General features: G+C 66.8%; 21 protein-coding genes. 8 read left to right on the top strand and 13 right to left on the bottom strand.

Translation table 11 applies throughout. The features are described from left to right. Positions 1–260: 260 nt before the first annotated feature. From ppx to lpxH, 5 genes are all read left to right on the top strand, one after another. Entirely contained in the window at positions 261–1,787 is a 1,527-nt protein-coding gene (gene ppx, locus CCR98_RS04420) for an exopolyphosphatase (protein ID WP_049446703.1), read from the top strand. 317 nt (positions 1,788–2,104) lie between these two features. Next, complete coding sequence (locus tag CCR98_RS04415; RefSeq protein WP_087921664.1) at positions 2,105–5,029, top strand: TonB-dependent receptor; 2,925 nt, start codon at positions 2,105–2,107, stop codon at positions 5,027–5,029. Positions 5,030–5,200: 171 nt separating this feature from the next. Next, on the top strand, positions 5,201–6,346 hold the full coding sequence (locus tag CCR98_RS04410) for a glycosyltransferase family 1 protein (RefSeq protein WP_087921663.1): 1,146 nt from the start codon (positions 5,201–5,203) through the stop codon (positions 6,344–6,346). Continuing rightward, complete coding sequence (locus CCR98_RS04405) at positions 6,327–6,866, top strand: phosphatase PAP2 family protein (protein ID WP_087921662.1); 540 nt, start codon at positions 6,327–6,329, stop codon at positions 6,864–6,866. Before CCR98_RS04410 ends, CCR98_RS04405 begins: the two co-directional genes overlap by 20 nt. Before the next feature lie 59 nt (positions 6,867–6,925). Beyond that, the gene (gene lpxH, locus CCR98_RS04400; RefSeq protein ID WP_046429117.1) at positions 6,926–7,672 is read left to right on the top strand and encodes a UDP-2,3-diacylglucosamine diphosphatase; all 747 of its coding nucleotides are present in this window, start codon (positions 6,926–6,928) and stop codon (positions 7,670–7,672) included. Between the two features lie 87 nt (positions 7,673–7,759). Here lpxH and CCR98_RS04395 read toward each other — a convergent pair whose 3' ends face one another. Next, complete coding sequence (locus CCR98_RS04395) at positions 7,760–9,013, bottom strand: zinc-dependent metalloprotease (RefSeq protein WP_087921661.1); 1,254 nt, start codon at positions 9,011–9,013, stop codon at positions 7,760–7,762. Positions 9,014–9,238: 225 nt separating this feature from the next. On the opposite strand from CCR98_RS04395, the gene CCR98_RS04390 reads away from it, so the two are divergent. Next, on the top strand, positions 9,239–10,696 hold the full coding sequence (locus CCR98_RS04390) for a DUF2235 domain-containing protein (protein WP_087921660.1): 1,458 nt from the start codon (positions 9,239–9,241) through the stop codon (positions 10,694–10,696). A gap of 68 nt (positions 10,697–10,764) precedes the next feature. On the opposite strand, the gene CCR98_RS04385 is transcribed toward CCR98_RS04390, so the two are convergent. The 7 genes from CCR98_RS04385 to CCR98_RS04355 all read right to left on the bottom strand — a co-directional run bounded on the left by CCR98_RS04385 (position 10,765) and on the right by CCR98_RS04355 (position 19,412). Further along, entirely contained in the window at positions 10,765–11,589 is an 825-nt protein-coding gene (locus tag CCR98_RS04385; RefSeq protein WP_087921659.1) for a ferritin-like domain-containing protein, read from the bottom strand. Between the two features lie 9 nt (positions 11,590–11,598). Continuing rightward, complete coding sequence (gene purF / locus CCR98_RS04380; RefSeq protein WP_005408246.1) at positions 11,599–13,065, bottom strand: amidophosphoribosyltransferase; 1,467 nt, start codon at positions 13,063–13,065, stop codon at positions 11,599–11,601. A 30-nt stretch (positions 13,066–13,095) separates the two neighbouring features. Further along, the gene (locus CCR98_RS04375; protein WP_087921658.1) at positions 13,096–13,875 is read right to left on the bottom strand and encodes a CvpA family protein; all 780 of its coding nucleotides are present in this window, start codon (positions 13,873–13,875) and stop codon (positions 13,096–13,098) included. Between the two features lie 46 nt (positions 13,876–13,921). Further along, the gene (locus CCR98_RS04370) at positions 13,922–14,959 is read right to left on the bottom strand and encodes an SPOR domain-containing protein (RefSeq protein WP_087921657.1); all 1,038 of its coding nucleotides are present in this window, start codon (positions 14,957–14,959) and stop codon (positions 13,922–13,924) included. A gap of 80 nt (positions 14,960–15,039) precedes the next feature. Beyond that, the gene (gene folC / locus CCR98_RS04365; RefSeq protein WP_087921656.1) at positions 15,040–16,311 is read right to left on the bottom strand and encodes a bifunctional tetrahydrofolate synthase/dihydrofolate synthase; all 1,272 of its coding nucleotides are present in this window, start codon (positions 16,309–16,311) and stop codon (positions 15,040–15,042) included. Positions 16,312–16,352: 41 nt separating this feature from the next. Continuing rightward, positions 16,353–16,997: a histidine phosphatase family protein gene (locus tag CCR98_RS04360; RefSeq protein WP_087921655.1), complete on the bottom strand. Its 645-nt coding sequence runs from the start codon at positions 16,995–16,997 to the stop codon at positions 16,353–16,355. Positions 16,998–17,246: 249 nt separating this feature from the next. Further along, positions 17,247–19,412, bottom strand: a complete 2,166-nt coding sequence (locus tag CCR98_RS04355) for a S46 family peptidase (RefSeq protein WP_087921654.1) — start codon at positions 19,410–19,412, stop codon at positions 17,247–17,249. Between the two features lie 307 nt (positions 19,413–19,719). Here CCR98_RS04355 and tdh point away from each other — a divergent pair, with 307 nt between their 5' ends. Continuing rightward, positions 19,720–20,742: an L-threonine 3-dehydrogenase gene (gene tdh / locus CCR98_RS04350; RefSeq protein ID WP_032955954.1), complete on the top strand. Its 1,023-nt coding sequence runs from the start codon at positions 19,720–19,722 to the stop codon at positions 20,740–20,742. A 131-nt stretch (positions 20,743–20,873) separates the two neighbouring features. Here tdh and CCR98_RS04345 read toward each other — a convergent pair whose 3' ends face one another. Then, a complete protein-coding gene (locus tag CCR98_RS04345; protein WP_087921653.1) occupies positions 20,874–21,569 on the bottom strand; it encodes a TorF family putative porin in 696 nt (231 codons plus the stop codon). A 200-nt stretch (positions 21,570–21,769) separates the two neighbouring features. On the opposite strand from CCR98_RS04345, the gene kbl reads away from it, so the two are divergent. Beyond that, the gene (kbl, locus tag CCR98_RS04340; RefSeq protein ID WP_087921652.1) at positions 21,770–22,978 is read left to right on the top strand and encodes a glycine C-acetyltransferase; all 1,209 of its coding nucleotides are present in this window, start codon (positions 21,770–21,772) and stop codon (positions 22,976–22,978) included. An 88-nt stretch (positions 22,979–23,066) separates the two neighbouring features. Here kbl and CCR98_RS04335 read toward each other — a convergent pair whose 3' ends face one another. The 4 genes from CCR98_RS04335 to CCR98_RS04320 form a co-directional block, all read right to left on the bottom strand. Next, entirely contained in the window at positions 23,067–23,402 is a 336-nt protein-coding gene (locus CCR98_RS04335) for a hypothetical protein (protein WP_087921651.1), read from the bottom strand. Between the two features lie 84 nt (positions 23,403–23,486). Then, positions 23,487–24,293, bottom strand: a complete 807-nt coding sequence (locus tag CCR98_RS04330; RefSeq protein ID WP_313415271.1) for a pseudouridine synthase — start codon at positions 24,291–24,293, stop codon at positions 23,487–23,489. A 20-nt stretch (positions 24,294–24,313) separates the two neighbouring features. After that, entirely contained in the window at positions 24,314–24,820 is a 507-nt protein-coding gene (locus CCR98_RS04325; protein WP_087921649.1) for a hypothetical protein, read from the bottom strand. A gap of 218 nt (positions 24,821–25,038) precedes the next feature. Further along, a complete protein-coding gene (locus CCR98_RS04320) occupies positions 25,039–26,130 on the bottom strand; it encodes an OmpA family protein (protein ID WP_049416163.1) in 1,092 nt (363 codons plus the stop codon). Positions 26,131–26,169 lie beyond the last annotated feature (39 nt).

The following is a 26,169-nucleotide window of genomic DNA, read 5'->3' as shown; positions in this document are numbered from 1 at the left end:
CGCAGGGAACTGTCGAAGGCGGGGTGGGTCCGGTTGCGGGGGTGTCCGGGGCATGGATGCCGCGGCCAAGCCCCCAAGGATGGGTTCACGGCGTCCCCCGCAACCGGACCCACCCCGCCATCCCACGGATAGCCCGCTTTTGCTTTTGCCGTTGCCATTGATTCGGCAGGTGCAGAGCGCAGCCCTGCCGCACTCCCCTCTTCCAAAATGTGAAGGCCGCGCGGTGACGAGCGCACCGCCCCTTCGGCTAACATTCGTCCATGCCGCATACCACCACGACTCCGCCCGCATTGCAGGATGGCGACCTGCTGGCCGCCATCGACCTTGGCTCCAACAGTTTCCACATGGTCATCGCGCGCTATACGCTCGGCCAGCTGCGGGTGATCGACCGCCTGCGCGAGACCGTGCGCATGGCCGACGGGCTGGATGGCAAGGGTGGACTCTCCGCCGCAGCCCGCCAGCGCGCACTGGAATGCCTGGCGCGCTTCGGCCAGCGCATCCGCAATGTGCCGCCGCACCGGGTGCGCGCACTGGCCACCAACACCGTGCGCCAGCTGCGCTCGCCGCAGTCGTTCCTGGTCCCGGCTGAAACCGCACTGGGGCATGCCATCGAAGTGGTCAGCGGCCGTGAAGAAGCCCGCCTGATCTACCTGGGCGTGGCCCACGCGCAACCTCCCAAGCCCGGCCAGCGCCGGCTGGTGATCGACATCGGTGGTGGCTCCACTGAATTCATCATCGGCATGGGCATGCAGACCCTGGAGCGCGAAAGCCTGCAGGCCGGTTGCATCGCCAGCACCCGGCGCTTTTTCCCCGGCGGCAAGCTGAGCAAGAAGCGCTGGAAGGACGCACTGGCCGAGATCGGCCGCGAGTTCCAGCCCTTCGCCAGCAAGTACCGCGCGCTGGGCTGGCAGGAAGCGCTGGGCTCCTCGGGCACGCACAAGGCGATCAGCGAAATCTGCGCGACGATGAAGCTGAGCAAGGGCGCGATCACCGCCGAGGCCCTGCCGCAGCTGCGCGATGAACTGCTGAAGGCCAAGAAGATCGACGACATCCAGTTGCCGGGCCTGTCCAGCGACCGCCGCCCGATCATCGCCGGCGGCATCCTGGTGCTGGAGGCGGCGTTCCAGGCGCTGGGCCTGCAGAAGCTGCTGGTCAGCAAGGCAGCGATGCGCGAAGGCATCCTGTATGACATCGTCGGCCGCGCCGGCGAGAACGACCTGCGTGATGAATCCGTGGCTGCGCTCAGCCAGCGCTATGGCATCGATACGGTGCAGGCCGACCGCGTGCAGGACACCGCCCTGTCACTGCTGGAGCAGGTGCAGGAACGCTGGAGGCTCGATGCCGACGATGCGCGCATGCTCGGCTGGGCCGCGCGCCTGCATGAGCTGGGCCTGATGATCGCGCACAGCGGCTACCACGTGCATGGCAGCTATGTGCTGGAACACTCGGATATCGCCGGCTTCTCGCGGCAGGAGCAGCAGATGCTGGCGGCACTGGTACGCAGCCACCGCCGCAGCGTGACCAAGACCGCTTTCGACGCCCTGCCCGAACGCCTGCTGCTGACAGCACGCCGGCTGGCGGCCCTGCTGCGCCTGGCGGTGCTGCTCAACCGCGCGCATGAGGACGACCCTCTGCCCGCGCTGGAACTGACCGCCGACGACAACCGGCTGTCGCTGATCGTCCCGCAGGCCTTCATCGATGCCCGTCCGCTGCTGCGCGCCGACCTGATCGGCGAGACCGACGGGATCGCCGGGCTGGGCATCCAGTTCCGTCCGTTCGTGGCCTGAATACGCTGTCCCCTGTTGTCCACAGGGCAGCAGGGGTGACGCACTTCGCACCCCAACTTTGCGCAGTCTGGCGGTTTTTTGTGCTGCTTCGCAACACAACGGCGAGGTATGGGGAGCCGCGACCATCACGTAAGCGCCTGCTTTTGTTCACGTTTCGTGAAGGGGAGCGGTGCGCTGTGACATAAATGGATACGAACCCTTTACAGAGCATTAACTAACGAGACTACTATCGGGTCACCGGCTCGGTCATCGACCCTGCTGGCTCCTTCGACGCCCACTTTGGCGTCTTGTGCACGACCTGAGAGAGAGAGCTCGCCATGACTTCACGCACCACCGCACTGGGGCAGGCCATCCGCTACGCCCTGGCTACCACCGCAGCGCTGGCCGCCCTGCCCGCGTTTGCCCAGGACGGCAGCAGCGCCACTCCCACCAACCTCGACCGCATCGAGATCACCGGCTCGCGCATCCGCCAGGTGGACGTGGAAACCGCCCAGCCGGTGTTCGCGATCAGCCGCAACGACATCGAAAAGCAGGGCTTCAGCTCGGTTGCCGACATCCTGCAGAACGTCACCGCGATGGGCAGCCCGACCATCAGCCGCGCAAATGCGCTGACCGCGGGTGAAAACGCGGGTGGCACCTACATCGACATGCGCAACCTGGGCACCCAGCGCACGCTGGTGCTGGTCAACGGCAAGCGCCTGGGCATCAGCACGTCCGGCTACCAGGACATCTCCACCCTGCCGGTGTCCGCCGTGGAACGCATCGAGGTGCTGAAGGACGGTGCCTCTGCGATCTATGGCTCCGACGCCATGGCCGGCGTGGTGAACATCATCACCCGCTCCAATGTCACCGGTGTGACCGCCAACGTCTACCACGGCCAGTACAGCCAGGGCGACGGCGCGCGTGACCGCTTCGACGTGGTCGCCGGTTGGAGCAACGATCGCCTGTCGCTGACCCTGTCGGCTGAACACGCCGAAGAGAAGGGCGTGTGGGCGCGTGATCGTGGCTTCAGCAAGTACGGCATGACCGATCGTCATCCGTACGACAGCAGCAACTGGACCACGATCAGCCAGTACGGCCAGTTCACGGGTCTGCGCGGCCCGGGCTGTACCGCCACTGCGGGTTGCGGCTATTCCCTCAACCGCGGCGCGGATCCGACCAATCCGGCCAATTACCACCTCACCGATAGCACGCCTTTCACCGGTGACGTGAGCAACGCCAACGACCAGATGCACGTGATGTATCCGGTCAAGCGTGACTCGGTCTATTTCGACGGCCGCTTCAAGATCACCGACAACGTCAACTTCCGCACCGAACTGGGCTACAACCAGCGTGAGTCCACCCGCCAGATCGCGGGCTATCCGCTGCAGTCGAGCACCGCCGGTGTCGGCTCGATGTCGATCAACAGCTACTTCAATCCGTTCGGCCGCCAGCACGGGTACGCCACCCCGACCGCCGTGGCATGGAACCGCCGCACCTGGGAGGTGCCGCGCGTGACCACCAGCGAGCTGAAGACCTACCGCGCGGTGGCGTCGTTCGACGGCTCGTTCGAGGTCGGCAGCCGCTACTTCGACTGGGAAGTGGGCTACCAGTACAACCGCAATGAACTGGAATCGGTGGCGACCGGCAACCTGCACAAGAGCCGCGTCGCCGGCGGCGTCGGCCCGTCGTTCTACAACGCCGCCACCGGCAAGGTGCAGTGCGGCACCGCCGCTGCACCGATCTCCTATGACGTGTGCAAGCCGTGGAACCCGCTGGTGCCGTACGGCACGACGGCTGCCGATGGCCTGTACGGCAACGAAGAACTGCAGGCGTGGCTGTTCCCGGAAGAGATCACCAAGGGCCGCACCACCTCCAAGAACTTCTTTGCCAATATCGCCGGCAGCATCGTGACCCTGCCGGCCGGCGACCTCGGCTTCGCGTTCGGCGTGGAAAGCCGCAAGGAAGAAGGCAAGTACACCCCGGATGCCCTGGCCCAGACCGGCGCGACCACCAACCTGGCCGCAGGCCCGACCGGCGGTGACTACACCGTCAACGAAGCCTACCTGGAAGTGAACGTTCCCGTGCTGGCCGACCTGCCAGGCGCGAAGGAACTGACCTTCAATGGCGCAACCCGCTTCTCGGACTACAACACCTTCGGCAACACGCTCAACAGCAAGTTCGGCTTCAAGTGGAAGCCGATCGACTCTCTGATGGTGCGTGGCACCTGGGCCGAGGGCTTCCGTGCACCGACCATCAGCGACCTGTTCGGTGGTGGTTCGGAAACCTTCGCGCAGTTCAGCGATCCGTGCGACACCCGTTTCGGTTCCTCGGCCTCCAGCGCGGAGGTCCGTGCACGTTGCGCACGCGACATCGCCAATGCGAATACCTTCCGCCAGCTGCGCCAGGGCGGCACCCCGGTGAACACGTCGACGGACGCGACCCCGGTGCCGTTCACCTCCGGGTCCAACCCGCTGCTGACGCCGGAAACCTCGACCAGCAAAACCCTGGGCCTGGTCTGGAGCCCGAGCTTCATCCAGGGCTTCAACGCCTCGCTGGACTGGTGGAAGATCCGCATCGACAACACGATCATCGCCGACACGCCGACCCAGATCCTGCAGGACTGCTACGAGTCGGGCATCGATGCCCGCTGCTCGCGCTTCCAGCGCGATCCGGTGACCGGCATCGTGACCAACCTGAAGTTCGGCAACCGCAATGCGGGCTTCATGGAAACCGAGGGCTACGACCTGGATGTGAGCTACCGTCTGGACACCCGGTTCGGCAAGTTCAACGTGAACTCAGCCACCACCTACGTGTCCAGTGCAACCTACCGCACCTCCAACGACAACTCGATCGTCCCGATCGTCACCAACGGCATCGGCAGCGCCTTCCGCGTCCGTTCCAATCTGGTGCTGGGCTACGAACGGGGCAACTTCGGCGCGAGCTGGACCGCGCGTTACTATTCGGGCGTGAAGGAAACCTGCTCGAACATCGCACTGTACCCGGACGAATGCTCGGATCCGGGCGTGTATGCCCCGTGGTACAAGGGCGCCCGCAACTACAACGAGCGCGGTTCGGTCACCTTCCACGACGTGCAGGTGCGTTACTCGCTGCCGTGGGATGCCACCGTGTCGGTCGGTGCCAACAACGTGTTCGAAAAGACCGGCCCGATCATGTACAGCAAGCCGAACTCGGCCTTCTCGTACTACGGTGGCTACGACATCGGCCGCTTCGTCTACATGAAGTACCAGCAGCGCTTCTGATCCATCGCGCTGTGACGTGAAGCACGATGACCACGGCCCTTCGGGGCCGTGGTTTTTTTGTGGGTGCCAGCCTCCATACGGTGGCTGGTGCCGCCGTCATCTGACGGTCGCAAAGCGGTCATGTCGGCTACATCGCCAGGCCCGAGCATGCCGGAAACCCGGAGGCCCGCCATGCGCTATGCCATCGTCACCGAGACCTATCCGCCGGAAGTGAACGGCGTCGCCCTCACCGTGCAGGGGCTGGAACAAGGTCTGCGTGCAGCCGGGCACGAGATCGACCTGGTCCGTCCCCGCCAGTCCAGCGAAGCGCTGGATTCGGCGCCCGACACCTTGCTGGTTCCCGGCGCCGCCCTGCCCCGATACCCCGGCCTGCGCTTCGGCCTGCCGGCGCCGATCCGGCTGGGCCGCCACTGGCAGAAGCAGCGCCCGGATGCGGTCTACATCGCCACCGAAGGTCCGCTCGGCTGGTCTGCTCTGCGCACCGCGCGCCGCCTCGGCATCCCGGTCGCCAGCGGCTTCCACACCCGCTTCGACGAATACCTGCCCGACTATGGCGTGGCCTGGCTGCAGGCCGCCGCCATGCGCTGGATGCGCCGTTTCCACAACCAGGCGGACGCCACCCTGGTGCCGACCCGTGAACTGCAGCAGTTCCTCGGCGACCAGGGCTTCGAGCGCGTGAGCCTGCTGGCCCGCGCCGTGGACAGCCAGCAGTTCGATCCGGGCCGGCGCGATCCCGCGCTGCGCGAGGAATGGGGCGTGGATGGCAATGGCCTGGTGGCGATCTATGTCGGCCGCATTGCCGCCGAAAAGAATCTCGGCCTGGCAGTGAAGGCATTCCGCCGGCTGCAGCAGAACCGGCCCAAGGCACGCTTCGTGTGGGTGGGCGATGGCCCGGCCCGCGAGAAGCTGGCACATGAAAATCCCGACTTCATCTTCTGCGGCATCCAGCGCGGCGATGCCCTGGCCCGGCACTTCGCCAGCGGCGATCTGTTCCTGTTCCCCAGCCGCAGCGAGACCTTCGGCAACGTGACTCTGGAAAGCATGGCCAGCGGTGTCGCCACCGTGGCCTTCGATTACGGCGCCGCGCGCGAGTACCTGCGCAATGGCGAGAACGGCGCGGCAGTGGACAGCGACGAGCAGTTCATCGAGGCCGCCGTGCAGCTGGCTGCCGATGACGCGAAACGCCGCGAACTGGGCGGCAACGCCGCGCGCGCGATGAAGCGCCTGCATCCACAACAGGTGGTGGCCGAGTTCGATGCCCTGCTGGCCGAGCTGGCGCAGTCGCGGAGGAGCAGCCATGCGCACCACGCGGCTTGAGCTGCTGGCCGATCGCGAAGCACGCCTGTGCCGACGGGCCAACCACTACTGCCGGCGCCGTCGCGTGCGCCGCCTGTTCTCGGCCATCAGCCGGCTCGGCGATGGCGTGTTCTGGTATGTGCTGATGGGCGCGCTGGTGGTGCTGGACGGCTTCGATGGCCTGCGCGCCTCGGTGCACATGGCCGCCACCGGCCTGGCCGCGCTGCTGCTCTACAAGGGCCTCAAGCGCTGGACCCGGCGCCCGCGGCCCTATGCGGCCGACCTGCGCATCCGCGCCTGGGTGGCACCTCTGGACGAATTCAGCTTCCCCTCCGGGCACACCCTGCATGCGGTGTCGTTCACCATCGTCGCACTGGCCTACTACCCTTGGCTGGCGCCGCTGCTGGTGCCGTTCACCGCCGGCGTCGCGCTGTCGCGGGTGGTCCTGGGCCTGCACTACCCCAGCGACGTATTGGCCGCGACGGGCATCGCGGTGCTGCTGGCGTCGGCCAGCCTGGCCTGGCTGCCGTTGCCGGTGTGATGACCGCCGCCAGGCATGGCCCGGCGCTACCGTCATCGTTGATGGCCTAGAATGCGGGCATGACCACGCTGTTCATTTCCGACCTGCATCTGGACCCCAGCCGTCCGGAGATCACCGACCTGTTCCTGCGCTTCCTGCGCGAGCAGGCGCCCGGCGCCGATGCGCTGTACATCCTCGGCGACCTGTTCGAGGCCTGGATCGGCGACGACACGCCCTCGCCTGCCGCCGATGCGGTGGCCGATGCGTTGAAGGTGCTGTCCGACAGCGGCGTGCCGGTGTACTTCATCCGCGGCAACCGCGACTTCCTGCTCGGTGAGGACTACGCGCGCCGTGCCGGCCTGCGCATCCTGCCCGACCCGTGCATGATCGAACTGTACGGCCGCCCGGTGCTGCTGCAGCACGGTGACCTGCTGTGCACCGATGACATTCCCTACCAGCAGTTCCGTGCACAGACGCGTGACCCGGTGTTCCAGGCGCAGTTCCTGTCGCAGCCGCTGGCTGCACGCATCGCCTTCGCGCAGAAGGCGCGCGAAGCCAGCCAGGCGCGCCAGTCCGAGATGAAGCAGGACGATCGTGCGCAGTTCGAGTCGGTGACCGACGTGGCCCCTGCCGAAGTCGATGCCACCTTCGTGCGCCATGGCGTGGACACCATGATCCATGGTCATACGCACCGACCGGCGATCCACACGCTGCAGGCCGGTGGTCGCGAGCGCACCCGCATCGTGCTGGGTGACTGGTACGAACAGGGTTCAGTGCTGCGCGTGGATGCCAGCGGCTGGACGCTGGATACCCTGGCGCGCGAATAACGGATCGCAAGGTGCCAACCAAGGTTGGCATCTACCAGAGCAGGTGCATCCGCCCGGGTAGACGCCGACCTTGGTCGGCGCTTGGACTCAGCGGAAGGCCGCGATGGTGGCCTTGGTGTTGACCAGCACGCGCTGGTTGTCGGCGGTGCTGGCATTGCCCATCGGGATGCCGTTGTAGCTGATGTTCGGATTGGACCAGTAGTTCAAGCGCGGGCAGCTGCGGGTGCAGTTGTAGGCCATGATCGTGCGCCAGCCGGTGCCGGTGGCCGGCTCGTAGCGGTAGCCGTGGCCATAGGCATACGGCGAGGTGCTCGAGTCGGTGGCGATGTCATGCCGCGCACTCTGCAGATGGCCGATCTCGTGCGCGAACGAGTAGTAGCCGGTCGCGCAATCCCAGTACACCGCCGCGAACGCCGTCGACGCGGTCGAGCCGATCCCCGAGGCCAAGCCACAGTAGGCGGTGTTGTTGATCAGCAGCACGCCCACGTCGGCCGCGTAGGTGTTCCGGCTGGTGTGGATGCTGTCCATGTAGCCGTCGCTGGTACCACGGAAGCGCGCCAGGTCAGTATCGAAGCTGCCCGATTCGGTGTAGCTGGTGGTCTCGTAGCGGGCCAGTTCCATGGTGATGCCGACGTTGCTGTTGACATAGCCCTGGTTGGACTCGGCCACCGCCAGCTGCACCAGCGACTGCATGTTGCCACCATAGGCGGTGACGGCGGCATTGGTCGCCACCACCAGCACGCGGATGATGGCCGGCGTGCCGGACGAAGCCTGCGCGATACCGAGGCGATCGTTGTCGCCCATCGGGATCTTCGGCAGCTGGTTGTAGTCGGCCGGATGATCGGCCGGCATCCGCGATTCATCCACTTCCACCAGCACGTGGCGGTTGCCCAGCGGGCGCAGGCGGTACAGCTTTCCATCCTTGCGGATCGAGCCGGTGATGGTGTTGCCCGAGCGCACCAGGATCAGCGAATTGCCCGGGTCGTCCTGGCCGTTGGAGGTGGCCGCAGTCAGCTTGTCCGAGGGCGAACGGAACTGGCCGTACCAGATGCTGCCGCCATCGGGCAGCGCCTCGACCTTGCTGCGTACCGCCTGCACGCGCTGGCCGAGCAGTTCGAATTCCAGCTGCGGCTGTGCAGTGGCGGCTGCATCGACACGCACTTCCTGTACCGTCGCCGTGGACGGGGTGGCCAGCAGCTTGCCGAGTGCGGGCTCACTGCTTGCCGATGCGCGGCTGATGACCGTCACCGGCTCGAACAACGGTGCCGCATGCGCGGCCGCTGCCACCGACAAACCCAACACCAGGCCACCTGCCGCTTTGCCAATCGATCTGGACAACATTGCGTCGCTCCTTGAATGATGTGAACAGCGTTGATGCAGCACGACCCGGTTTGCCGGGTTTGGCCATATGGCCTGCGCGGGTCGTGTGAATTCAATAGGCGAGTGAAATGAAAGACGGGATTTGTGATCGACCGCATCTGCGATCAGTCAGGTCAAAAGCGTCACTACACTTCGCCAATACACCGCTTTCGCGCTACCGTGACGCAGCCACGACGGGGAATGCACATGGCACCATCGCAGGACACGGACGAAGATGTCGGCTTGCTGCGGATCGGCCTGTTCTTCGATGGCACCCGCAACAACGCACACAACCTGGCGCGTGGTCGACCACAGCTGCCACAGCCGCGTCCGGCGCAGCTGCGAGCGGATGACGATTCGACTTACCAGAGCCGGCTGACCAGCAGCTACGACAACGGCCCGACCAATATCTCCCGCCTTCAGCAGCTGTACCCGGACAGCCGCCGCGATGCGATGGCCACGCCTTCGCTGTCGATCTATGTTGAAGGCGTGGGCACCCGCGATGATGCCGATGACGATCTGATCGGACTGGCCTTCGGCATCGGTGCCAGTGGCGTTCGCGCGAAAGTGCAGCGAGCGCTGCAGGTGCTGCTGCCGGCGGCACTGGCCGGGCTGTCCGCGCGCTGGCAACGACCGCTGCATAGCGTGCAGGTGGATCTGTTCGGCTATTCGCGCGGTGCTGCTGCGGCACGTGATATCGCAAACCAGCTGCAGGCCTGGGACAGCGCGCGCTGGCGCCAGCTGCTGAAGGGCGCCGGCCTGGCCTGCGCGGCGGACTTCGCCCCTGCCCTGCCGGTGCTGCGTTTCATCGGCCTGTTCGATACCGTGGTTGCGGTCAGCGGTGGCCGCGCCGACGAACAACCGCAGCTTGCCCTGCGCAGCGGCATCGCTGCGCGCGTGGTGCAGTTGACCGCGCGCGACGAACATCGCCAGCACTATCCGCTGACCACGGTGGCACCGCCGTTCACCGAGATCGCCCTGCCCGGCGTGCATGCCAACATCGGCGGCGGCTACAACCAGCTGGAGGAAGGCCCCAAGCTGCTCAGCCGCCCACGCCGGCAGCAGCTGCGCCGCCCCGCCGTTGCCGACTACCAGATTCCCCCGCTGGCGATGCTGCAGGCCACCACCGCCTACGCTGAAACGCAGGCCGATGCCGAACGCTGGCGGCAGCAGCTGGGCGTGGACGAAAAGGAAGTCTGGGTGGATGTCTGGCACCAGTGGCAGCAGCAGCGCCGTGCCGGAAGCCGCAGCGTGCTGCTGTCGCCGGTGCTGTACGTCACCGCCGCCGTGGTGCTGCGCCGGCGCATCGATTGGCGCTACCAGTTGATCGCGCTGCAGGTGATGCAGCAGCACGCACTCGATGCCGGCGTGCAATGGCGCGCCAACGCCGCCGGAGTTCCCGGCTGGGAGCTGCCCGCCACCCTGCAGCCGATCGCACGGCGGCTGGTGGCCGGGCAGGCGCTGACCCAGACCCAGGAGGCATTGCTGCGCCGACGCTACCTGATGCAGTCGGCGCACTGGAATTTCGATGCACTGGGCGACACTGCGCTGACCTACGCCGCCGACGCCGGCGTCAGCGAGCTGCCCTACCGGCCCGGTCCCGGCCTGTTCTACATCAACCGGCCCACCGTGGATGGCAAGCGCGTGGTGTTGCCGAACGCATGAAAAAAGGGGACGGAGGGGATCAAGTCGTTTATGCATAAACGACTTGATCCCCTCCGTCCCCTCTTCTGTCAGCCGGCCTGTTCGACCAGGTTGGCGAGCTCGTCGGCATCGAAGCCGGCCAGCAGGCGCGCTTCGATGTTGAATGGCCCATGCAGGTAGCCGCCGGCGTACTCCACCAGCAGCGCCTTGAAGCGCGCGCGCGGCTCGACGCCGGCGCGATCGCAGTACCAGCGGTACCAGCGCGAACCGGCGGCGACGTGCGCCACTTCCTCGCGCAGGATCACTTCCAGTACGTCAGCGGTTTCGCCATCGCCGACATTGCGCAGCTTCTCGATCATGCCCGGTGTCACGTCCAGGCCGCGCGCCTCCAGTACGCGCGGCACCAGCGCCATGCGTGCCAGGCCATCATGCGCGGTCTTTTCGCACATTTCCCACAGGCCATTGTGCGCGGGGAAATCAGCGTAGTCGTGGCCGTGCACCAGCAGGCGCTCGCGCAGCAGCATGAAGTGCCGCGATTCGTCGTCGGCACAACTGACCCAGTCGGCATGGAACGCCGGCGGCAGGCCGCGGAAGCGGTACACCGCATCCCAGGCCAGGTCGATCGCGTTGAGTTCGATGTGGGCGATGGCGTGGATGAAGGCGGCACGTCCTTCCACGCCGCCCAGTCCGCGCCGCGGCACTTCGCGCGGATGCACCAGCACCAGCCGCGCCGGCCGGCCGGGCATGCGGATCGGTTCCGGCGGCGGCGCATCGGCGGCCACCTTCAGGCGACCGGCACGGAACGCGGCCGCATACGCCTGGGTCAGCGTGACCTTGCGCAGCGGGTCGGCTTCGGCCAGGCACTGCTGCGCTGCGCGCAGCAGGTCGCCACCAACGTCGGGTACATCGACCACGCCTGGACCTCAGGCGCGGCGCTTGTGCTTGGCGTCGTCCGAACGCAGCTGCTGGATGCGCTCGAAGTAGCCCGGCTCGATACCCGTCGGGTAGTGGCCGTTGAAGCAGGACGAATCGAAGTTGCGCAGCGCCGGGTTGCCCTCGCTCACCGCCGCTTCCATGTCTTCCAGGTCCTGGTAGATCAGCCAGTCGCAGCCCAGGTGGGCCTCGATCTCTTCCACGGTGCGGTTGTGCGCGACCAGTTCTTCGGCCGCCGGCATGTCGATGCCGTAGATGTTCGGGTAACGCACCGGCGGCGCCGCGCTGGCCAGGTAGACCTTGCGCGCACCCGCATCACGGGCCATCTGCACGATCTGCTGGCTGGTGGTGCCACGCACGATCGAATCGTCCACCAGCAGCACCACGCGGTTGCGGAATTCCAGGTGGATCGGGTTGAGCTTGCGGCGCACCGACTTCACGCGTTCGCCCTGGCCCGGCATGATGAAGGTGCGGCCGATGTAGCGGTTCTTGATGAAGCCTTCGCGGTACTTCACCCCGAGCACGTTGGAGATCTCCAGCGCGGCATCGCGCGAGGTATCCGGGATCGGGATGATGGTGTCGATATCGTGGTCCGGGCGCAGGCGCAGGATCTTCTCGCCCAGCTTGATGCCCATGCGCATGCGCGCCTTGTGCACCGAGACGTTGTCGATCATCGAATCCGGACGCGCGAAGTACACGTACTCGAAGATGCACGGGGTGTGCTCGGCCGGCTCGGCGCAGATTTCCGAGAACAGCTCGCCGCGCGCGGTGATCACCAGTGCTTCACCCGGCTGCACATCGCGCACGCGCTGGAAGCCCAGTACGTCCAGCGCGGCCGACTCGGAGGCCACGATGTACTCGTCGCCCTCGGCATGGCTGCGCTTGCCCAGTACCAGCGGACGAATGCCATGCGGGTCGCGGAAGGCTACCAGGCCCAGGCCCAGTACCACGCTGACCACTGCATAGCCGCCCTTGCAACGGCGGTGAACGCCGGCCACCGCGCGGATCGCGGCTTCCGGACTGAGCTGGCGCTGCTGCTCCAGTTCGTAGGCGAACACGTTCAGCAGCACTTCGCTGTCCGAATCGGTGTTGACGTTGCGGCGGTCCTGTTCGAACACCTGCTGGCGCAGCGCCTCGGTGTTGATCAGGTTGCCGTTGTGGGCCAGCGCGATGCCGTACGGCGAGTTCACGTAGAACGGCTGCGCCTCGTCCATGCCTTCCGAGCCGGCGGTCGGGTAGCGCACATGGGCGATGCCGACACTGCCTTCCAGGGTGGACATGGTGCGTGCATCGAACACATCGCGGACCAGGCCGGTGGCCTTCTGCACCCGCAGGCGGCTGCCATTGGCCGTGGCGATGCCCGCCGCATCCTGGCCGCGATGCTGGAGAACGGTCAAGCCGTCATACAACTGCCCGGCGACGTTCTGGTTGCCGACGATTCCGACGATGCCACACATGGTGCGAGGTCTCCGCTGGGCTGTGCCCAGTTACAAGAAAGGTGGCCGTACCTGGCCGCGGTGGTCGCCGCGCCTGCGGTCGACATTGGCCGGATCGCCCGGCTCGATACTGTCCGGCAGTGCTGGGGCGTCCGGGCGCACTTCGGCCGGATCGTATGCGTCGCCCTGTTCCGCTTTCGCGGGCCGCAGCCATCCGCCGCCCGCCACTACCTGGTTGAGGATGCCATTATCGCCTGCCATGCCCGGCTTTCCCAAATCGGCGCCTGCGTTCTTTCCCAGCTCCATCAATGCAGATGGGGACAGCATGTCGGTCGGCAAGGTCTTGGGCAGCAGATCGGCGCCGGGCACCTGCCAGTGCGGCAGCTTCCCGTTCATCCAGGCCACGGCCGGGTTCAGCACCGGGCGGACCGCCGAGCGCTTCCAGGAGGGTTCGGCGGTCAGCGGTGTGAAGCCGGCCAGCAGCACCAGGATCGCCGCGATCAGGCCGCCACGCACGGCTCCCAGCACGCCGCCCAGCAACCGGTCCAGGCTGGTCAGCATGCTGCGGTGGATCATCGCCTTGATGACCATGCCGATCACCGCGACCACGATCATCACGCCAATGCCGACGCCCAGGTAGCCGCCGACGAAGTGCTCGCCGCCGGGCGCGGCCGGGGCCGCCCACCAGCGTGCCGCATCGTTGCCGAAGGCGAAGGCCGCCCACGCAGCCAGCAGCCACGACAGCGTGCCGATGACGATTCCAACGAAGCCACGCAGCATCCCGAGCAGGGTCGAGGCGGCGATCACGATCAGCAGCACCACGTCGATCATGGCGCCCCGCTCCCTCGGCGGCGCTGGCAACGGGCCTGCGCGTGGGTCATGGGTGCGGTCGGACCATGCCGGCCACGCCGACCTTGGCGGCGACCTGCGCCTTCAACTGCTCGGCGTCAGCCCGGTTGGCCACCGGCCCGACGCGGACGCGATGCAGGGTGCCCTTTTCGGTGCGCACCTGCTCGACGAAAGCACTGAAGCCGGCGGCACGGACCTTGTCGCGCAGCGCATTGGCATCGTTGGCCTGGCCGAACGCGCCCAGCTGCACGGCGAAGCCGACGCCACTGGCCGCCGGTGCGGCCGGCGTGGCCGGTGCCGTCGCCGGCTTGCTGGCGGTGGCCTCCGGCTTCGGCTCGGGCTTGGCTTCTGGCTTCGGAGCCTCGGGCTTCGGCGCCGGCTTGGGCGGCTCCGGTCTGGTGGTCGTCGCCGTCGGCGTGCTCGGCGGCAGGCTTTCGCTGCGCACCGGGTTGCTGGTGGCCGACGGCGTGGTGGCCGCGGCCGGGGCGCTGGCGGTCGGCGCCGGCGTGGCAGCGACCGCCGCACTGCTGCCTGCCGCCGCGTCCAGGGCGATGACTTCGGCCTTTACATCGGCGCGGATCTTCACCGCCTGCAGGCGGGCAGCCTCGGCCTGCGCACGGTCGGCATACGGCCCGACGCGCACACGCCACGCCTGGCGCCCGTTGATGGTGGTCGTTTCGGCAAAGCCCGGCAGCTGCGAGCGCTGCAGGTAGGCGATGACCGCGTCGGCGTCGGCCTTGCTGCCGTACGCACCAAAAGTGACGGCGTAATTGCCGGCGGCAACCGCCGGGGACGTGTCCACGGTCGGCGGCGTGGCCGGGGCGGCGGCCTCCTGCAGCGGCTTGGCCTGCCCGGTCTGCAGGCCGGTGGCGCCACCGGCCGGAGCAACCAGCGGCAGCTCACGGGTTTCGAACTGGCCATCGGCCGGGGCATCCGGCGCGGCGATCGGCACCGAGGCCACACCGCTGTCCGGCGCAGGTCCCTTGACCAGCATCGGCAGGAAAATCACGGCCAGCGCCACCAGCACGATGGCACCAATCAGACGCTGTTTCAGAGGCGTATCCACGTGAGGCGGCAACTGTCCGGAGGTTGCGGTCGATTATACGGGTGCCGGACCGGACGGCGTCGGCATTGGCTGAACGCGGATCAGGCGGCGCCCTGCAACCATTGCAGCGCGGCAGCAGCGGTATGGAAGGAGCCGAACACCAGTACGCGGTCACCGCGCCCGGCCTGGGCCAGTACCTGTGCCAGCGCCTGTTCGACGGTATCAGCCTGCTGGGCCTTGGCCGCCGCCGTGCCGTCCAGGCGTGCCTGCAACTGGGCAGCGCTCTGCCCGCGCGGGCCGTCCAGGCCAGCCAGGGTCCACTCGCCGACCACGTCCTGCAGCGCCTGCACCACGCCCACTGCGTCCTTGTCCTGCAGTGCCGCGTACACCGCCAGGGTGCGCCCGGACGACGCTTCGGACTTCAGCGCGCGCGCCAGCTGGCCCGCCGCCTGCGGGTTGTGCCCGACGTCGACGCGGATCTGCACACCGTCACGCTCGAACGCCTGCAGGCGGCCAGGGATGCGCGCCGCCGCGATACCGGCAGCCCACGCCGCACGCGGCACCGGCTTGTCCAGCGCGCGCAGGGCGGCGATGGCAGCACCGGCATTGGCCAGCTGGATCGGGCCGGCCAGCGCCGGGGTCGGCAGCTCCATGCGCAGGCCGACGTCGCGCCAGCGCCAGCGCTGGGCATCGATCGGCTCGTAGAAATAGTCGCTGCCGCCACGGATCGCATTGGCACCAACCAGGTAGGCACGCGCCAGCACGCTGGACGGCGGATCGGTCTCGCCCAGGATCACCGGCTTCCAGCCACGGATGATGCCGGCCTTCTCGGTGCCGATCGCTTCGCGGTCCTCGCCCAGCCATTCGGCATGGTCGATGTCCACGGTAGTGATCACCGCCACGTCGGCATCGATGATGTTGACCGCATCCAGTCGACCGCCCAGGCCCACTTCCAGTACCGCCAGGTCCAGCCCGGCGTCGGCGAACAGCTGCAGCGCGGCCAGCGTGCCGTACTCGAAATAGGTCAGCGTGATCCCGCCACGCGCGGCCTCGACCGCAGTGAACGCAGCGACCAGCGCGGCATCGTCCACGTCCTGGCCGTCGATGCGCACGCGCTCGTTGTAGCGCAGCAGATGCGGCGACGTGTACGCGCCGACCTTCCAGCCGGCAGCACGCGCGATGGCCTCGATGAAGGCCACGGTCGAGCCCTTGCCGTTGGTGCCACCGACCACGATGGTGCGCTGGGCCGGCGTCCCCAGGCCCATCGCCATGGCCACGGCGCGCACGCGTTCCAGGCCCATGTCGATGCTCGCCGGGTGCTGGCGTTCAATGTAGTCCAGCCAGTCGGCCAGGGTGGTCGGGGTGTTCGTCACGGCAGCAGTTCCAGCAGAAGCAGTTGATGCGAAGGGATGGATCAGAGAGCGCGGTGCTTGGCTTCGCCGAAGAACGGCGTGTGGTGGGCGCAGTCGTTCAGGCGCACCACTTCCAGGCTGTCCAGGTCGGCGCCTTCGAGCAGGTTGAGCGTGGTCGGTGCCTGGCGGAAGGTCCACAGGCGGGAGATCGGCAGGCCCAGCACCCTGCACAGGATCACGCGGTTCACCGCGTCATGGGCCACCACCAGCAGGGTGTCGTGCTCGCCAAGGCCTTCAGTGGCACGGGCCAGGCCACGCCAGCTGCGCTCCAGCACCAGGCGCAGCGATTCGCCGCCGGGCATCAGCACGGTATCCGGCTCCTCGCGCCAGGCCTGCAGGCGCGACGGATCTTTCTCGTGGATCTCGCTGGCGAGCAGGCCCTCCCACTCACCGTGCGCGATTTCCTGCAGCTCCGGCTCGGTCAGCAGCATGTCGGCACGGGCGGCGCCGAGCGCCAGCTGCGCGGTGCGCTGCGCGCGCGACAGCGGCGAGGCGACGGCACGGGTGATGTCGACCGAGGCCAGGCGGGCGCCAAGGGCCTGGGCCTGGGCTTCACCGATCGGCGAAAGCGGGATGTCGATCTGGCCCTGGTAGCGGCCTTCGGCGTTCCACGGCGTTTCGCCGTGGCGGGCAAGCAGGATGCGCATGCGTGCAAGGGGTCCTGGGGGGAGGAGGTTTCCGCGTTTCGTTCACATCCTGTGAAGTACGCGGAACAGCGATGATACCTGTTCGGCGCACCAGGCCGGGACGGGCATGAAAAAACCCCGCGACCTGCGTCGCGGGGTTCCGGAGTTTCCGGCCATCGGGTCGAGGTTGCCGGCCAGCGGCCGGCACTACCATCGGTACAGGCAGTAGATCCACGCCATGCGTGGATGGACCGCCCGGAACCGCGAACCTTATTTGGCCAGGTTCAGTTCCTTCAGCAGCTGCGGTGCCGGCGCCACTTCCTGCATGATCCACTGCATGTAGCGGCTGTCGACGGCGATCATGCGGGTCATCACCGGGTCGAACACCCAGTTGGAGCTGACCGATTCCCAGTTGCCGTCGAAGGCCAGGCCGACCAGCTTGCCGTTGGCATCGAGCACCGGCGAACCCGAGTTGCCGCCGGTGATGTCCAGGTTGGACAGGAAGTTCACCGGCACCGAGCCGACGCGCTTGTCTTCCAGGCCGCCGTAACGCTTGGCCTTGACCGCGTCCAGCAGGGCCTTGGGCGCATCGAACGGATCGGCGCCGGTGTCCTTGGCGACGATGCCTTCCAGCGTGGTGAACGGGGTGTAGGCCACGCCGTCCTTGGGCTCATAGCCCATCACGTTGCCGAAGGTGATGCGCAGCGACAGGTTCGCATCCGGGTACACGAACTCGCCCTGGCTCTTCTTGTAGTCAGCCAGTGCCTGCAGGTACAGCGGACGTGCGGTCAGCGACTCGCCTTCGCGGATCTTCTTCTGCTCTTCCTGCTTCAGCAGCGACGGCATGATCGCCACCGCGTACTGGATGGCCGGGTCGGTGCTGGCTTCGAACGCGGCGCGGTCGGCCTTGAACCACTTCAGGCGTGCATCCAGGCTGCCCAGCTCGGTGCCCGACAGCTTGCTCACCAGCGCCTTGACGGCGTTGGCATCACTACCGCCCAGCCATTTGTTCAGCACCTCGTTGTTGCGCTGCGCGGCCGGCAGCGCGACGTACTGCTCCAGCCAGTAGGTCTGCAGCTGCTGGTCCATCTTCGCCACATAGCGGCGATCCATCTGCTTCAGGCCGCCTTCCAGGGTCGGCAGGTCGCGCTGCTGGTAGCCGACCTCACGCTCGGCGTCCGGCTTGGCACGCTCGATCGACAGGCGGTACAGGCCGATGGCGGCGTTCACCGCCGAGGTGTTGTTGAACTGGCCGACGAACAGGTCGCGCTCACGGGTTGCCTTGCTGGTATCCAGGTGCTTGACCAGCTGCGCGTGCGCCGCCAGGGCCGGCTTGCCGGCAGCGCCCTGCTTCTTCAGCCAGGCCAGCACGGCGGCTTCTTCAGCCTGCTTCTGGCCAGCAGCGTCGATGCGCTTGAAGCCTTCCAGCTGGCCGGCGTAGTTCTTGGCCACGTTGTTCATGCTGGCCGCGGTGGCGGCGTACTTCACCTTGACGTCGGCATCGGCCTTGCCCGCCTCATCGATCATCTTCAGCACTGCGTTGTAGTGCTTGGCGATGGTCGGGTAGGTCCAGCTGGCGGTTTCGTTGAACTCACCGGCCAGCGCGTAACGGTTGGTGCGGCCCGGATAGCCGGCCACCATCACGAAGTCACCGGCGCCCAGCGGCTGGTCGGTGAACTTCAGGAAGTGCTTGGGCTGGTACGGCACGTTGTCGGCCGAGAACGCGGCCGGCTTGCCGTCCTTGCCGACATAGGCGCGGTAGAACGAGAAGTCGCCGGTGTGGCGCGGCCACATCCAGTTGTCGACGTCGCCGCCGTACTTGCCGACGCTGCCCGGGGGCGCATAGACCAGGCGCACGTCCTTGATTTCCATGTTGCGGAACAGGCGGTAGGTGTTGCCGCCGGAGAAGGTGTACAGGCGGCAGCGGAAGCCTTCCTCGGCTTCACACGCGGCGACCTGGGCCTTGTCGAAGGCGTCCAGCGCACGGCTGCGGGCCAGCGGATCGTTGCCGGCGGCGGCAATGGCGGCCTTGGCCTGGGCGGTGACGTCGGTGATCTGGTCGAGCACGTAGACGCGGGCGTTCGGGCCGGCGCTCAGTTCATCGCTGTGCTTCGGCGCGTTGAAGCCGTCCTTGATCAGGTTCTTCTCGGCGGTCGAATTCAGCTGGATGGCGCCGTAGGCGCAGTGGTGGTTGGTGACCACCAGGCCCTGCGGCGACACGAAGCTGGCGGTGCAGCCGCCGAGGGCGACGACCGCACCCATCGGGTCGCCGGTGAGATTGGACAGCTGCTCCGGGGACAGCTTCAGGCCAGCCTTCTGCAGCGGACCGGCGATTTCCGGCAGCTGCTGCGGCACCCACATGCCTTCTGCGGCATGGGCGATCTGGGCCAGCCCGAGGCTGGCGACGATGGAGAATGCAAGCAGGTTCGAGCGCATGGAGCGGCCCCTGGTAGTGGAACCCTCGATTGTAGCCCGCCGCCCTGCCCCGGCCCGAACCCCGGAAGTCATGGGCCGGGCGCACCGACGCCCTCCGCCGGGCATGGCCCGGCGCTACCGCTTGCGCACGCCCACCCCGGTAGCGCCGGGCCATGCCCGGCGAGCACAGCGGCCACGTTCGAAATGCCCGCCGGCGCACGCCTTTCGTTCCGCCACTGCACCCGCAGCGCAACATGGGAAATCCGCGCGGCACCCTATAATCCGCGCTTTCCCCCTGACGAGTTCCACCCCGATGGCGCAGCAAACGATGAAGGCCCTGGTCAAGCGCGAAGCGGCCAAGGGCATCTGGCTGGAAGAAGTTCCGGTTCCGACCCCGGGCCCGAACGAGGTCCTGATCAAGCTGGAAAAGACCGCGATCTGCGGCACCGACCTGCACATCTACCTGTGGGACGAGTGGAGCCAGCGCACCATCAAGCCGGGCCTGACCATCGGCCATGAGTTCGTCGGCCGCATCGCCGCACTCGGCTCGGCGGTGACCGGCTATGAGATCGGCCAGCGCGTCTCGGCCGAAGGCCACATCGTCTGCGGCCACTGCCGCAACTGCCGTGGCGGCCGCCCCCACCTGTGCCCGAACACTGTCGGCATCGGCGTCAACGTCAACGGCGCCTTCGCCGAATACATGGTGATGCCGGCCAGCAACCTGTGGCCGATCCCGGACCAGATCCCGTCGGAACTGGCCGCGTTCTTCGACCCGTACGGCAACGCTGCGCACTGCGCACTGGAATTCGACGTGATCGGCGAAGACGTGCTGATCACCGGCGCGGGCCCGATCGGCATCATCGCCGCCGGCATCTGCAAGCACATCGGTGCGCGCAACGTGGTGGTGACCGACGTCAACGACTTCCGCCTGAAGCTGGCGGCCGACATGGGCGCGACGCGCGTGGTCAACGTCGCCAACCAGTCGCTGAAGGACGTGATGAAGGAACTGCACATGGAGGGCTTCGACGTGGGCCTGGAAATGAGCGGCAATCCGCGCGCGTTCAACGACATGCTCGACTGCATGTACCACGGCGGCAAGATTGCCATGCTCGGCATCATGCCCAAGGGCGCTGGCTGCGACTGGGACAAGATCATCTTCAAGGGCCTGACCGTGCAGGGCATCTACGGCCGCAAGATGTACGAGACCTGGTACAAGATGACCCAGCTGGTGCTGTCCGGCTTCCCGCTCGGCAAGGTGATGACCCACCAGCTGCCGATCGACGAGTTCCAGAAGGGCTTCGACCTGATGGAAGAAGGCAAGGCCGGCAAGGTGGTATTGAGCTGGAATTGACCCTTCGCCGCGCGCGATGGGTGGGTGCCGAGCTTGCTCGGCACACCTTGAAACTGAAAAAGGCGCCCGATGGGCGCCTTTTTCGTAAAGCCTGCCAGGCAAGCCTGGCACCTACCGTAACGCCTGCGGCGTTACTTGCCGATGGCCACGGTCAGCAGCACGCGGCTGTGCGCCAGCTTGCCCGAGTTCTCGCGGCCGTTGCTGTCGGTACCGTAGTAGCCCAGGCCGACGTTGAACAGGCCGAACTGGCGGCTGACGCCGACGTTCCAGTCGGTGTAGTCCTTGGCCAGGCCCTTCTCGAAGCTGCTGCGCCCAACGTTCGCGTTCAGCGTGAAGTCCTGCGGCAGGCCCCACTCGCCGCCGACACCGTAGTACCAGCCATCGGTGCCGCTGTTCCACTGGTCGTTGGTGTAGGCCACGGTCAGCTTGTAGGTCTCATCCAGCGTGGTGGTGGTGACCAGCTCGTTGTAGTTCTGGCTGCTGGCACCGATGTAGGTGTAGCGGTTCAGCAGCACGTCGACGTTGACGCGCGAAGTGACGTCCACGCCGTAGCCGATCTGGTAGTCGATCTCGGTGTTCGGGTCACCCGGACCAAAGTCCACGCCCGAACCCCAGACACCGGCATACAGGCCCACCGGCGAGGTGTAGGTGAAGCCCGCCTGCAGGGTCGGCTTCTCGTCGCTCTGCGACACGCCACGGAACAGGTAGTCGGAAACGGCGGTGACATTCCAGCTGTACGGCGATTCGTTCTCCTGCGCGCTGGCGGCGAACGGGGCGGCCAGGGTCAGGGCAGCGGCAATGGCGAGGCAGGCACGGGCGTGCTTCATGAGCGTCTCCGGTGGGGGCGGTGGCGTGGCGTGGAAGGCGGAAGCAGCCGGAGCGCGACAGCTCCGGTTCACGAATTCTTAACCAGTTTGCTATTGCGATGCAACATGCGCCGACCATGGCGATGGCCCATCCGGGCCGGTCGGCGACCGGCGATGCCCGGTAGAATCAGCGGTTTCCCGTTCAGAGCCGTGCCCACGCCATGACCGACGCCTCCTCCGCCCTGACCCGCCACTACGCCGAGGAACTGGACGCCATCCGCGCCCAGGGCCTGTTCAAGTCCGAGCGGATCATCACCAGCCCGCAGTCGGCCGAGATCACCCTCGACGACGGCCGCAAGGTGCTGAACTTCTGTGCCAACAACTACCTGGGCCTGGCCGACCATCCGGACCTGATCCAGGCCGCCAAGGACGCACTGGATACCCACGGCTTCGGCATGGCGTCGGTGCGCTTCATCTGCGGCACCCAGGACCTGCACAAGCAGCTGGAGAAGCAGATCGCCGACTTCTTCGGCAAGCAGGACACCATCCTGTACGCGGCCTGCTTCGACGCCAACGGCGGCCTGTTCGAGCCGCTGCTCGGCGAGAACGACGCGATCATTTCCGATGCGCTGAACCACGCATCGATCATCGACGGCGTGCGCCTGTGCAAGGCCAAGCGCTTCCGCTACGCCAACTGCGACATGGCCGACCTGGAAGCGCAGCTGCAGGCCGCTGATGCCGCCGGCTGCAAGACCAAGCTGATCACCACCGACGGCGTGTTCTCGATGGACGGCTTCATCGCGCCGCTGGACGAAATCACTGCGCTGGCGAAGAAGTACAACGCACTGGTGCACATCGACGAATGTCACGCCACCGGCTTCCTTGGCGCCACCGGCCGTGGTTCGGCCGAGGTCAAGGGCGTGCTGGAGAAGATCGACATCATCACCGGCACCTTGGGCAAGGCCATGGGCGGCGCCCTGGGCGGCTTCACCTGCGCCAGCGCCGAGGTGATCGAACTGCTGCGCCAGCGCTCGCGCCCGTACCTGTTCTCCAACTCGCTGCCGCCGCATGTGGTGGCCGCCGGCATCAAGGCGTTCGAAATGCTGGCTGCCGCCGACGACCTGCGCAGCACCCTGGCCGAGAACACCGCCTACTTCCGCGAGAAGATGACCGCCGCCGGTTTCGACGTGAAGCCGGGCGTGCATCCGATCAGCCCGGTAATGCTGTATGACGCACCGCTGGCGCAGAAGTTCGCCGAGCGCCTGCTGGAAGAAGGCATCTACGCGATCGGCTTCTTCTTCCCGGTGGTGCCCAAGGGCCAGGCCCGCATCCGTACCCAGATCAGCGCCGCGCACAGCCGCGAGCACCTGGACCGCGCGATCGATGCCTTCACCCGCATCGGCGTCGAGCTGGGCGTGATCAAGGGTTGATCATGGCCGGGGTCGGATCCCTTTCCTCCGGAAAGGGCTCTGACCCCAACGGTCAAGGCGTGTCGACCAAGGTCGACACCCACAGGCGTCATTTCTTTTTCTTCTTGCCCTTCGGCTCTTCCTTGCTGGCCACCACCACCGGCTTGGCGGCAGCGTCCTGGCCGTTGCCCTTGGCAACGCGGATGCCGTTTGCCTTCATCCAGGCATCGAACTCATCGGCGGTCATCTTCTTGTCGCCGTTGCTCATCAGGAAGCGGTAGCTGCCGCGACCATCCAGCTCCGGGGTCTTCACTTCCACCACCGGGGTCTCGGCAGGCGTTTCCGCCTTGGCCACCTTCTTGTGGCCGCCACAGGCGGTCAGCAGCACCATCGGCAGCAGCAGGCCTGCACAGCGCAGGGTTTGGTTGAGGGTCGGGTGGTACATGGCAGGCTCCGTTCGGGAAATTCAACAACCAGGCGCCCCCTACGCCTGGAACGGTGGCCGGCAACTGCCGGCCGCGGGCGATGATCAGCCCGGTGCAGCGGCCCCCAGCCGCTGCTGGTCGCTGACCTCCAGCACCCGCCATTGCCCCTTGCCGAGATCGCCGAGCAGCAGCCCACCGATCGCGACCCGGACCAGGCGCAGCACCTGCAGGTCGAAGGCCGCCAACAGGCGGCGGATATGGCGGTTGCGGCCCTCGTCGAGGACCACCTCCAGCCATGCGGTCTTGTCGCCACTGCGCAGCACGCGCACGGCCTGGGCGACGAGGAACTCGCCCTCGTCTTCGATACCGGCGCGCAGCGCGGCCAGGGTGTCCTCATCGGGAAGACGATCCACCTGCACGTGATAGGTCTTCTGCGGGCCGGTCTCTGGATCGGTCAGGCGTGCCGCCCACTGCGGATCGTTGCTGAACAACAACAGCCCTTCGCTGGCCTTGTCCAGGCGTCCAACCGGCGCGATCCACGGCAGGCCGGCACCATCAAAGCAGCGATACACGGTGTCGCGGCCACGCTCGTCCTGCGCCGTGGTCACCACGCCGCGCGGCTTGTTGAGCATCAGGTACAGACGCTGCGGCGCATCCATCGGCTGGCCATCGACTTCGATCGGTGGCGCAGGCTGTCCAATCGGGAATTCAGGATCACGGACGATGCGGCCGGACACGCGCACGCGGCCCTCGGCGATCCAGCGCGCGGCCTCGCTGCGCGAGCACACGCCGGCCTTGGAAAGCACGCGCGCCAAGCCATGGCGCACGCCACTGGAGACATTCGGAACCGCACGCCCACGCGGTGCGTGGGAGCGGGCGGCGGGGGCGGCAGGTGGGCGGCGCGTGCGCAAGCCTCTGCTCCCCGCGACGCTTACTTCTTGTCGACCGGCTTGGTCTCAGCCGGTGATTCGGCCGCAGCCGGAGCAGCGGCCGGAGCCGGACGCGCCTTGACCACGCGCACACCGCGCGCCTTCATCCACGCGTCGAATTCTTCAGCCGTCATGCGCTTGCCGTTCTGGCTCATGTCGAAGCGCCACGGCGTGTTGTCGAACTCGGTCTGCGGCTTGTAGGCGGCCGGATCGTTCGGCTTCACTGCCGGCGCGCTCGGGATGGCCTTGGCGATGTTCTGGCAGCCATCAATGCGCAGGCGCTGCAGCACCTGGTCCAGCGACTGCGACGGATCGTAATTGCTGCTCAGCACGCCGGCTGGCATGCCCAGCTGGTTGCCACGGATGTACAGCTCGTCGGCCACCGGTGCGATGGTCGTGGCGGGCAACGGCAGCGGCGACGCGCTGGTGTTGACCGAGCAATCGACCGCAGCGTGGGCGGCGGGAACCAGGGCCAGCGCCAGGACGGCGGCCGATGCAGAGCGCAGCATGAGGGACATCCACGGAAGGAAGTGACGCGGCGAGTTTAGCAATGCCGCGTCAGCTTTCAAGCGCCACTTTCAATGAATACGACAACTCTTTGGTTTTACGAGAAAAATCCCGACGAACGGTTGCTCTCGTGCATGAAACGCCAGGTTCCGGGTCGCAGAAACAACAAGACCCGGCCGAAGCCGGGTCCTGCTGTGTCCTACTGGCAGAGCGTCAGAACTTAGTTCTGGACGTTCAGCTCGGTACGACGGTTCTTGGCGCGACCTTCCGGGTTGTCCGAACCATCCGGGTTGGTGTTCGGAGCAATCGGACGGCTCTCGCCGTAGCCGATCGGGCCGACCAGGCGACCGGCGTCAACGCCGTTCTTGGTCAGGTAGTTGTACACGGCGGTGGCGCGACGCTCCGACAGCTTCTGGTTGTAAGCGTCGGTACCCTTCGAGTCGGTGTGACCGGCAACTTCAACGCGCAGATCCGGGTAACGCTTCAGGATCTCGGTGGCTTCGCTCAGGATCGCCACGGCGTCCGGACGCAGGTTCGACTTGTCGAAGTCGAAGTTGACGCCCTTCAGGTCGATGGAGACCGGAACCGGGCAACCGTCCGGACCGATGGTCTGACCCGGCTGCGAGTTCGGGCACTTGTCGTCGCAGTTGTTGACGCCGTCACCGTCGTCGTCCAGGTCGGCGCAGCTCGGGGCAACCGGAGCCGGAGCCGGAGCAGCCGCGACCGGAGCCGGGCCCAGCGGGATCACGACGCCGACCGAAGCCAGCACGTCGCCGAACCAGCTCTCGTCACGTGCGGCGATGCTCTGGTCGTCGAAGTCAGCGCGGTAGGCCACTTCGGCGCGGACAGCAACACGCTTCTCGAAGGTGGTCTGCAGGCCGACGCCCAGCTTGGCGGCGACGTTGCCGTCCTTGCGCTGGCGCGGACCGTTGTTGTCCAGGGCAGCGTACTCTTCTTCCGACTTCTGGTAGCCCAGGCCACCGACGATGTACGGGTTCCAGCCGCGGCCTTCCTTGATGAAGTGGCGACGCAGGTCCAGCGAGACGCCGTACTGCGACCAGTTCAGGTCCTGGTTGCTGTCGAAGTTCGGGTTCTGGTAGTTCAGCTCACCGTCCAGCGACCAGTTCGGGCTGATGAACTTACCCAGGCCCAGGGTCACGAACGGAGCGTCATTGGTCAGACGGTCGCTGTCCTGGAAGTTGAAGCCGGCCGAACCGGTCAGGTACCAGCGGTCATCGAACTCCTGCGCCGAAGCTGCCTGGGCGAAAGCCAGGCCGCCCAGCAGCGCGGCAGTAAGGATCTTCTTGTTCATTGAGTACAGCTCCTATTTCGGGGGTATGAAACCGGTAGA

The organism is Stenotrophomonas sp. WZN-1 (genome assembly GCF_002192255.1).
Taxonomy (GTDB): domain Bacteria; phylum Pseudomonadota; class Gammaproteobacteria; order Xanthomonadales; family Xanthomonadaceae; genus Stenotrophomonas.
This window is presented reverse-complemented; position numbering and strand designations above follow the sequence as displayed.

Excerpts from the sequence above, each read along its gene's own strand:
- CCR98_RS04325 (WP_087921649.1), bottom strand. The coding sequence starts at position 24,820 with ATGCTGCGCTCTGCATCGGCCGCCGTCCTGGCGCTGGCCCTGGTTCCC.
- CCR98_RS04390 (WP_087921660.1), top strand. The coding sequence starts at position 9,239 with ATGGCACCATCGCAGGACACGGACGAAGATGTCGGCTTGCTGCGGATC.
- CCR98_RS04405 (WP_087921662.1), top strand. The coding sequence starts at position 6,327 with ATGCGCACCACGCGGCTTGAGCTGCTGGCCGATCGCGAAGCACGCCTG.
- CCR98_RS04345 (WP_087921653.1), bottom strand. The coding sequence starts at position 21,569 with ATGAAGCACGCCCGTGCCTGCCTCGCCATTGCCGCTGCCCTGACCCTG.
- tdh (WP_032955954.1), top strand. The coding sequence starts at position 19,720 with ATGAAGGCCCTGGTCAAGCGCGAAGCGGCCAAGGGCATCTGGCTGGAA.
- CCR98_RS04410 (WP_087921663.1), top strand. The coding sequence starts at position 5,201 with ATGCGCTATGCCATCGTCACCGAGACCTATCCGCCGGAAGTGAACGGC.
- lpxH (WP_046429117.1), top strand. The coding sequence starts at position 6,926 with ATGACCACGCTGTTCATTTCCGACCTGCATCTGGACCCCAGCCGTCCG.
- purF (WP_005408246.1), bottom strand. The coding sequence starts at position 13,065 with ATGTGTGGCATCGTCGGAATCGTCGGCAACCAGAACGTCGCCGGGCAG.
- CCR98_RS04395 (WP_087921661.1), bottom strand. The coding sequence starts at position 9,013 with ATGTTGTCCAGATCGATTGGCAAAGCGGCAGGTGGCCTGGTGTTGGGT.
- CCR98_RS04415 (WP_087921664.1), top strand. The coding sequence starts at position 2,105 with ATGACTTCACGCACCACCGCACTGGGGCAGGCCATCCGCTACGCCCTG.
- CCR98_RS04320 (WP_049416163.1), bottom strand. The coding sequence starts at position 26,130 with ATGAACAAGAAGATCCTTACTGCCGCGCTGCTGGGCGGCCTGGCTTTC.
- ppx (WP_049446703.1), top strand. The coding sequence starts at position 261 with ATGCCGCATACCACCACGACTCCGCCCGCATTGCAGGATGGCGACCTG.
- kbl (WP_087921652.1), top strand. The coding sequence starts at position 21,770 with ATGACCGACGCCTCCTCCGCCCTGACCCGCCACTACGCCGAGGAACTG.
- CCR98_RS04375 (WP_087921658.1), bottom strand. The coding sequence starts at position 13,875 with ATGATCGACGTGGTGCTGCTGATCGTGATCGCCGCCTCGACCCTGCTC.
- CCR98_RS04355 (WP_087921654.1), bottom strand. The coding sequence starts at position 19,412 with ATGCGCTCGAACCTGCTTGCATTCTCCATCGTCGCCAGCCTCGGGCTG.
- CCR98_RS04360 (WP_087921655.1), bottom strand. The coding sequence starts at position 16,997 with ATGCGCATCCTGCTTGCCCGCCACGGCGAAACGCCGTGGAACGCCGAA.
- CCR98_RS04335 (WP_087921651.1), bottom strand. The coding sequence starts at position 23,402 with ATGTACCACCCGACCCTCAACCAAACCCTGCGCTGTGCAGGCCTGCTG.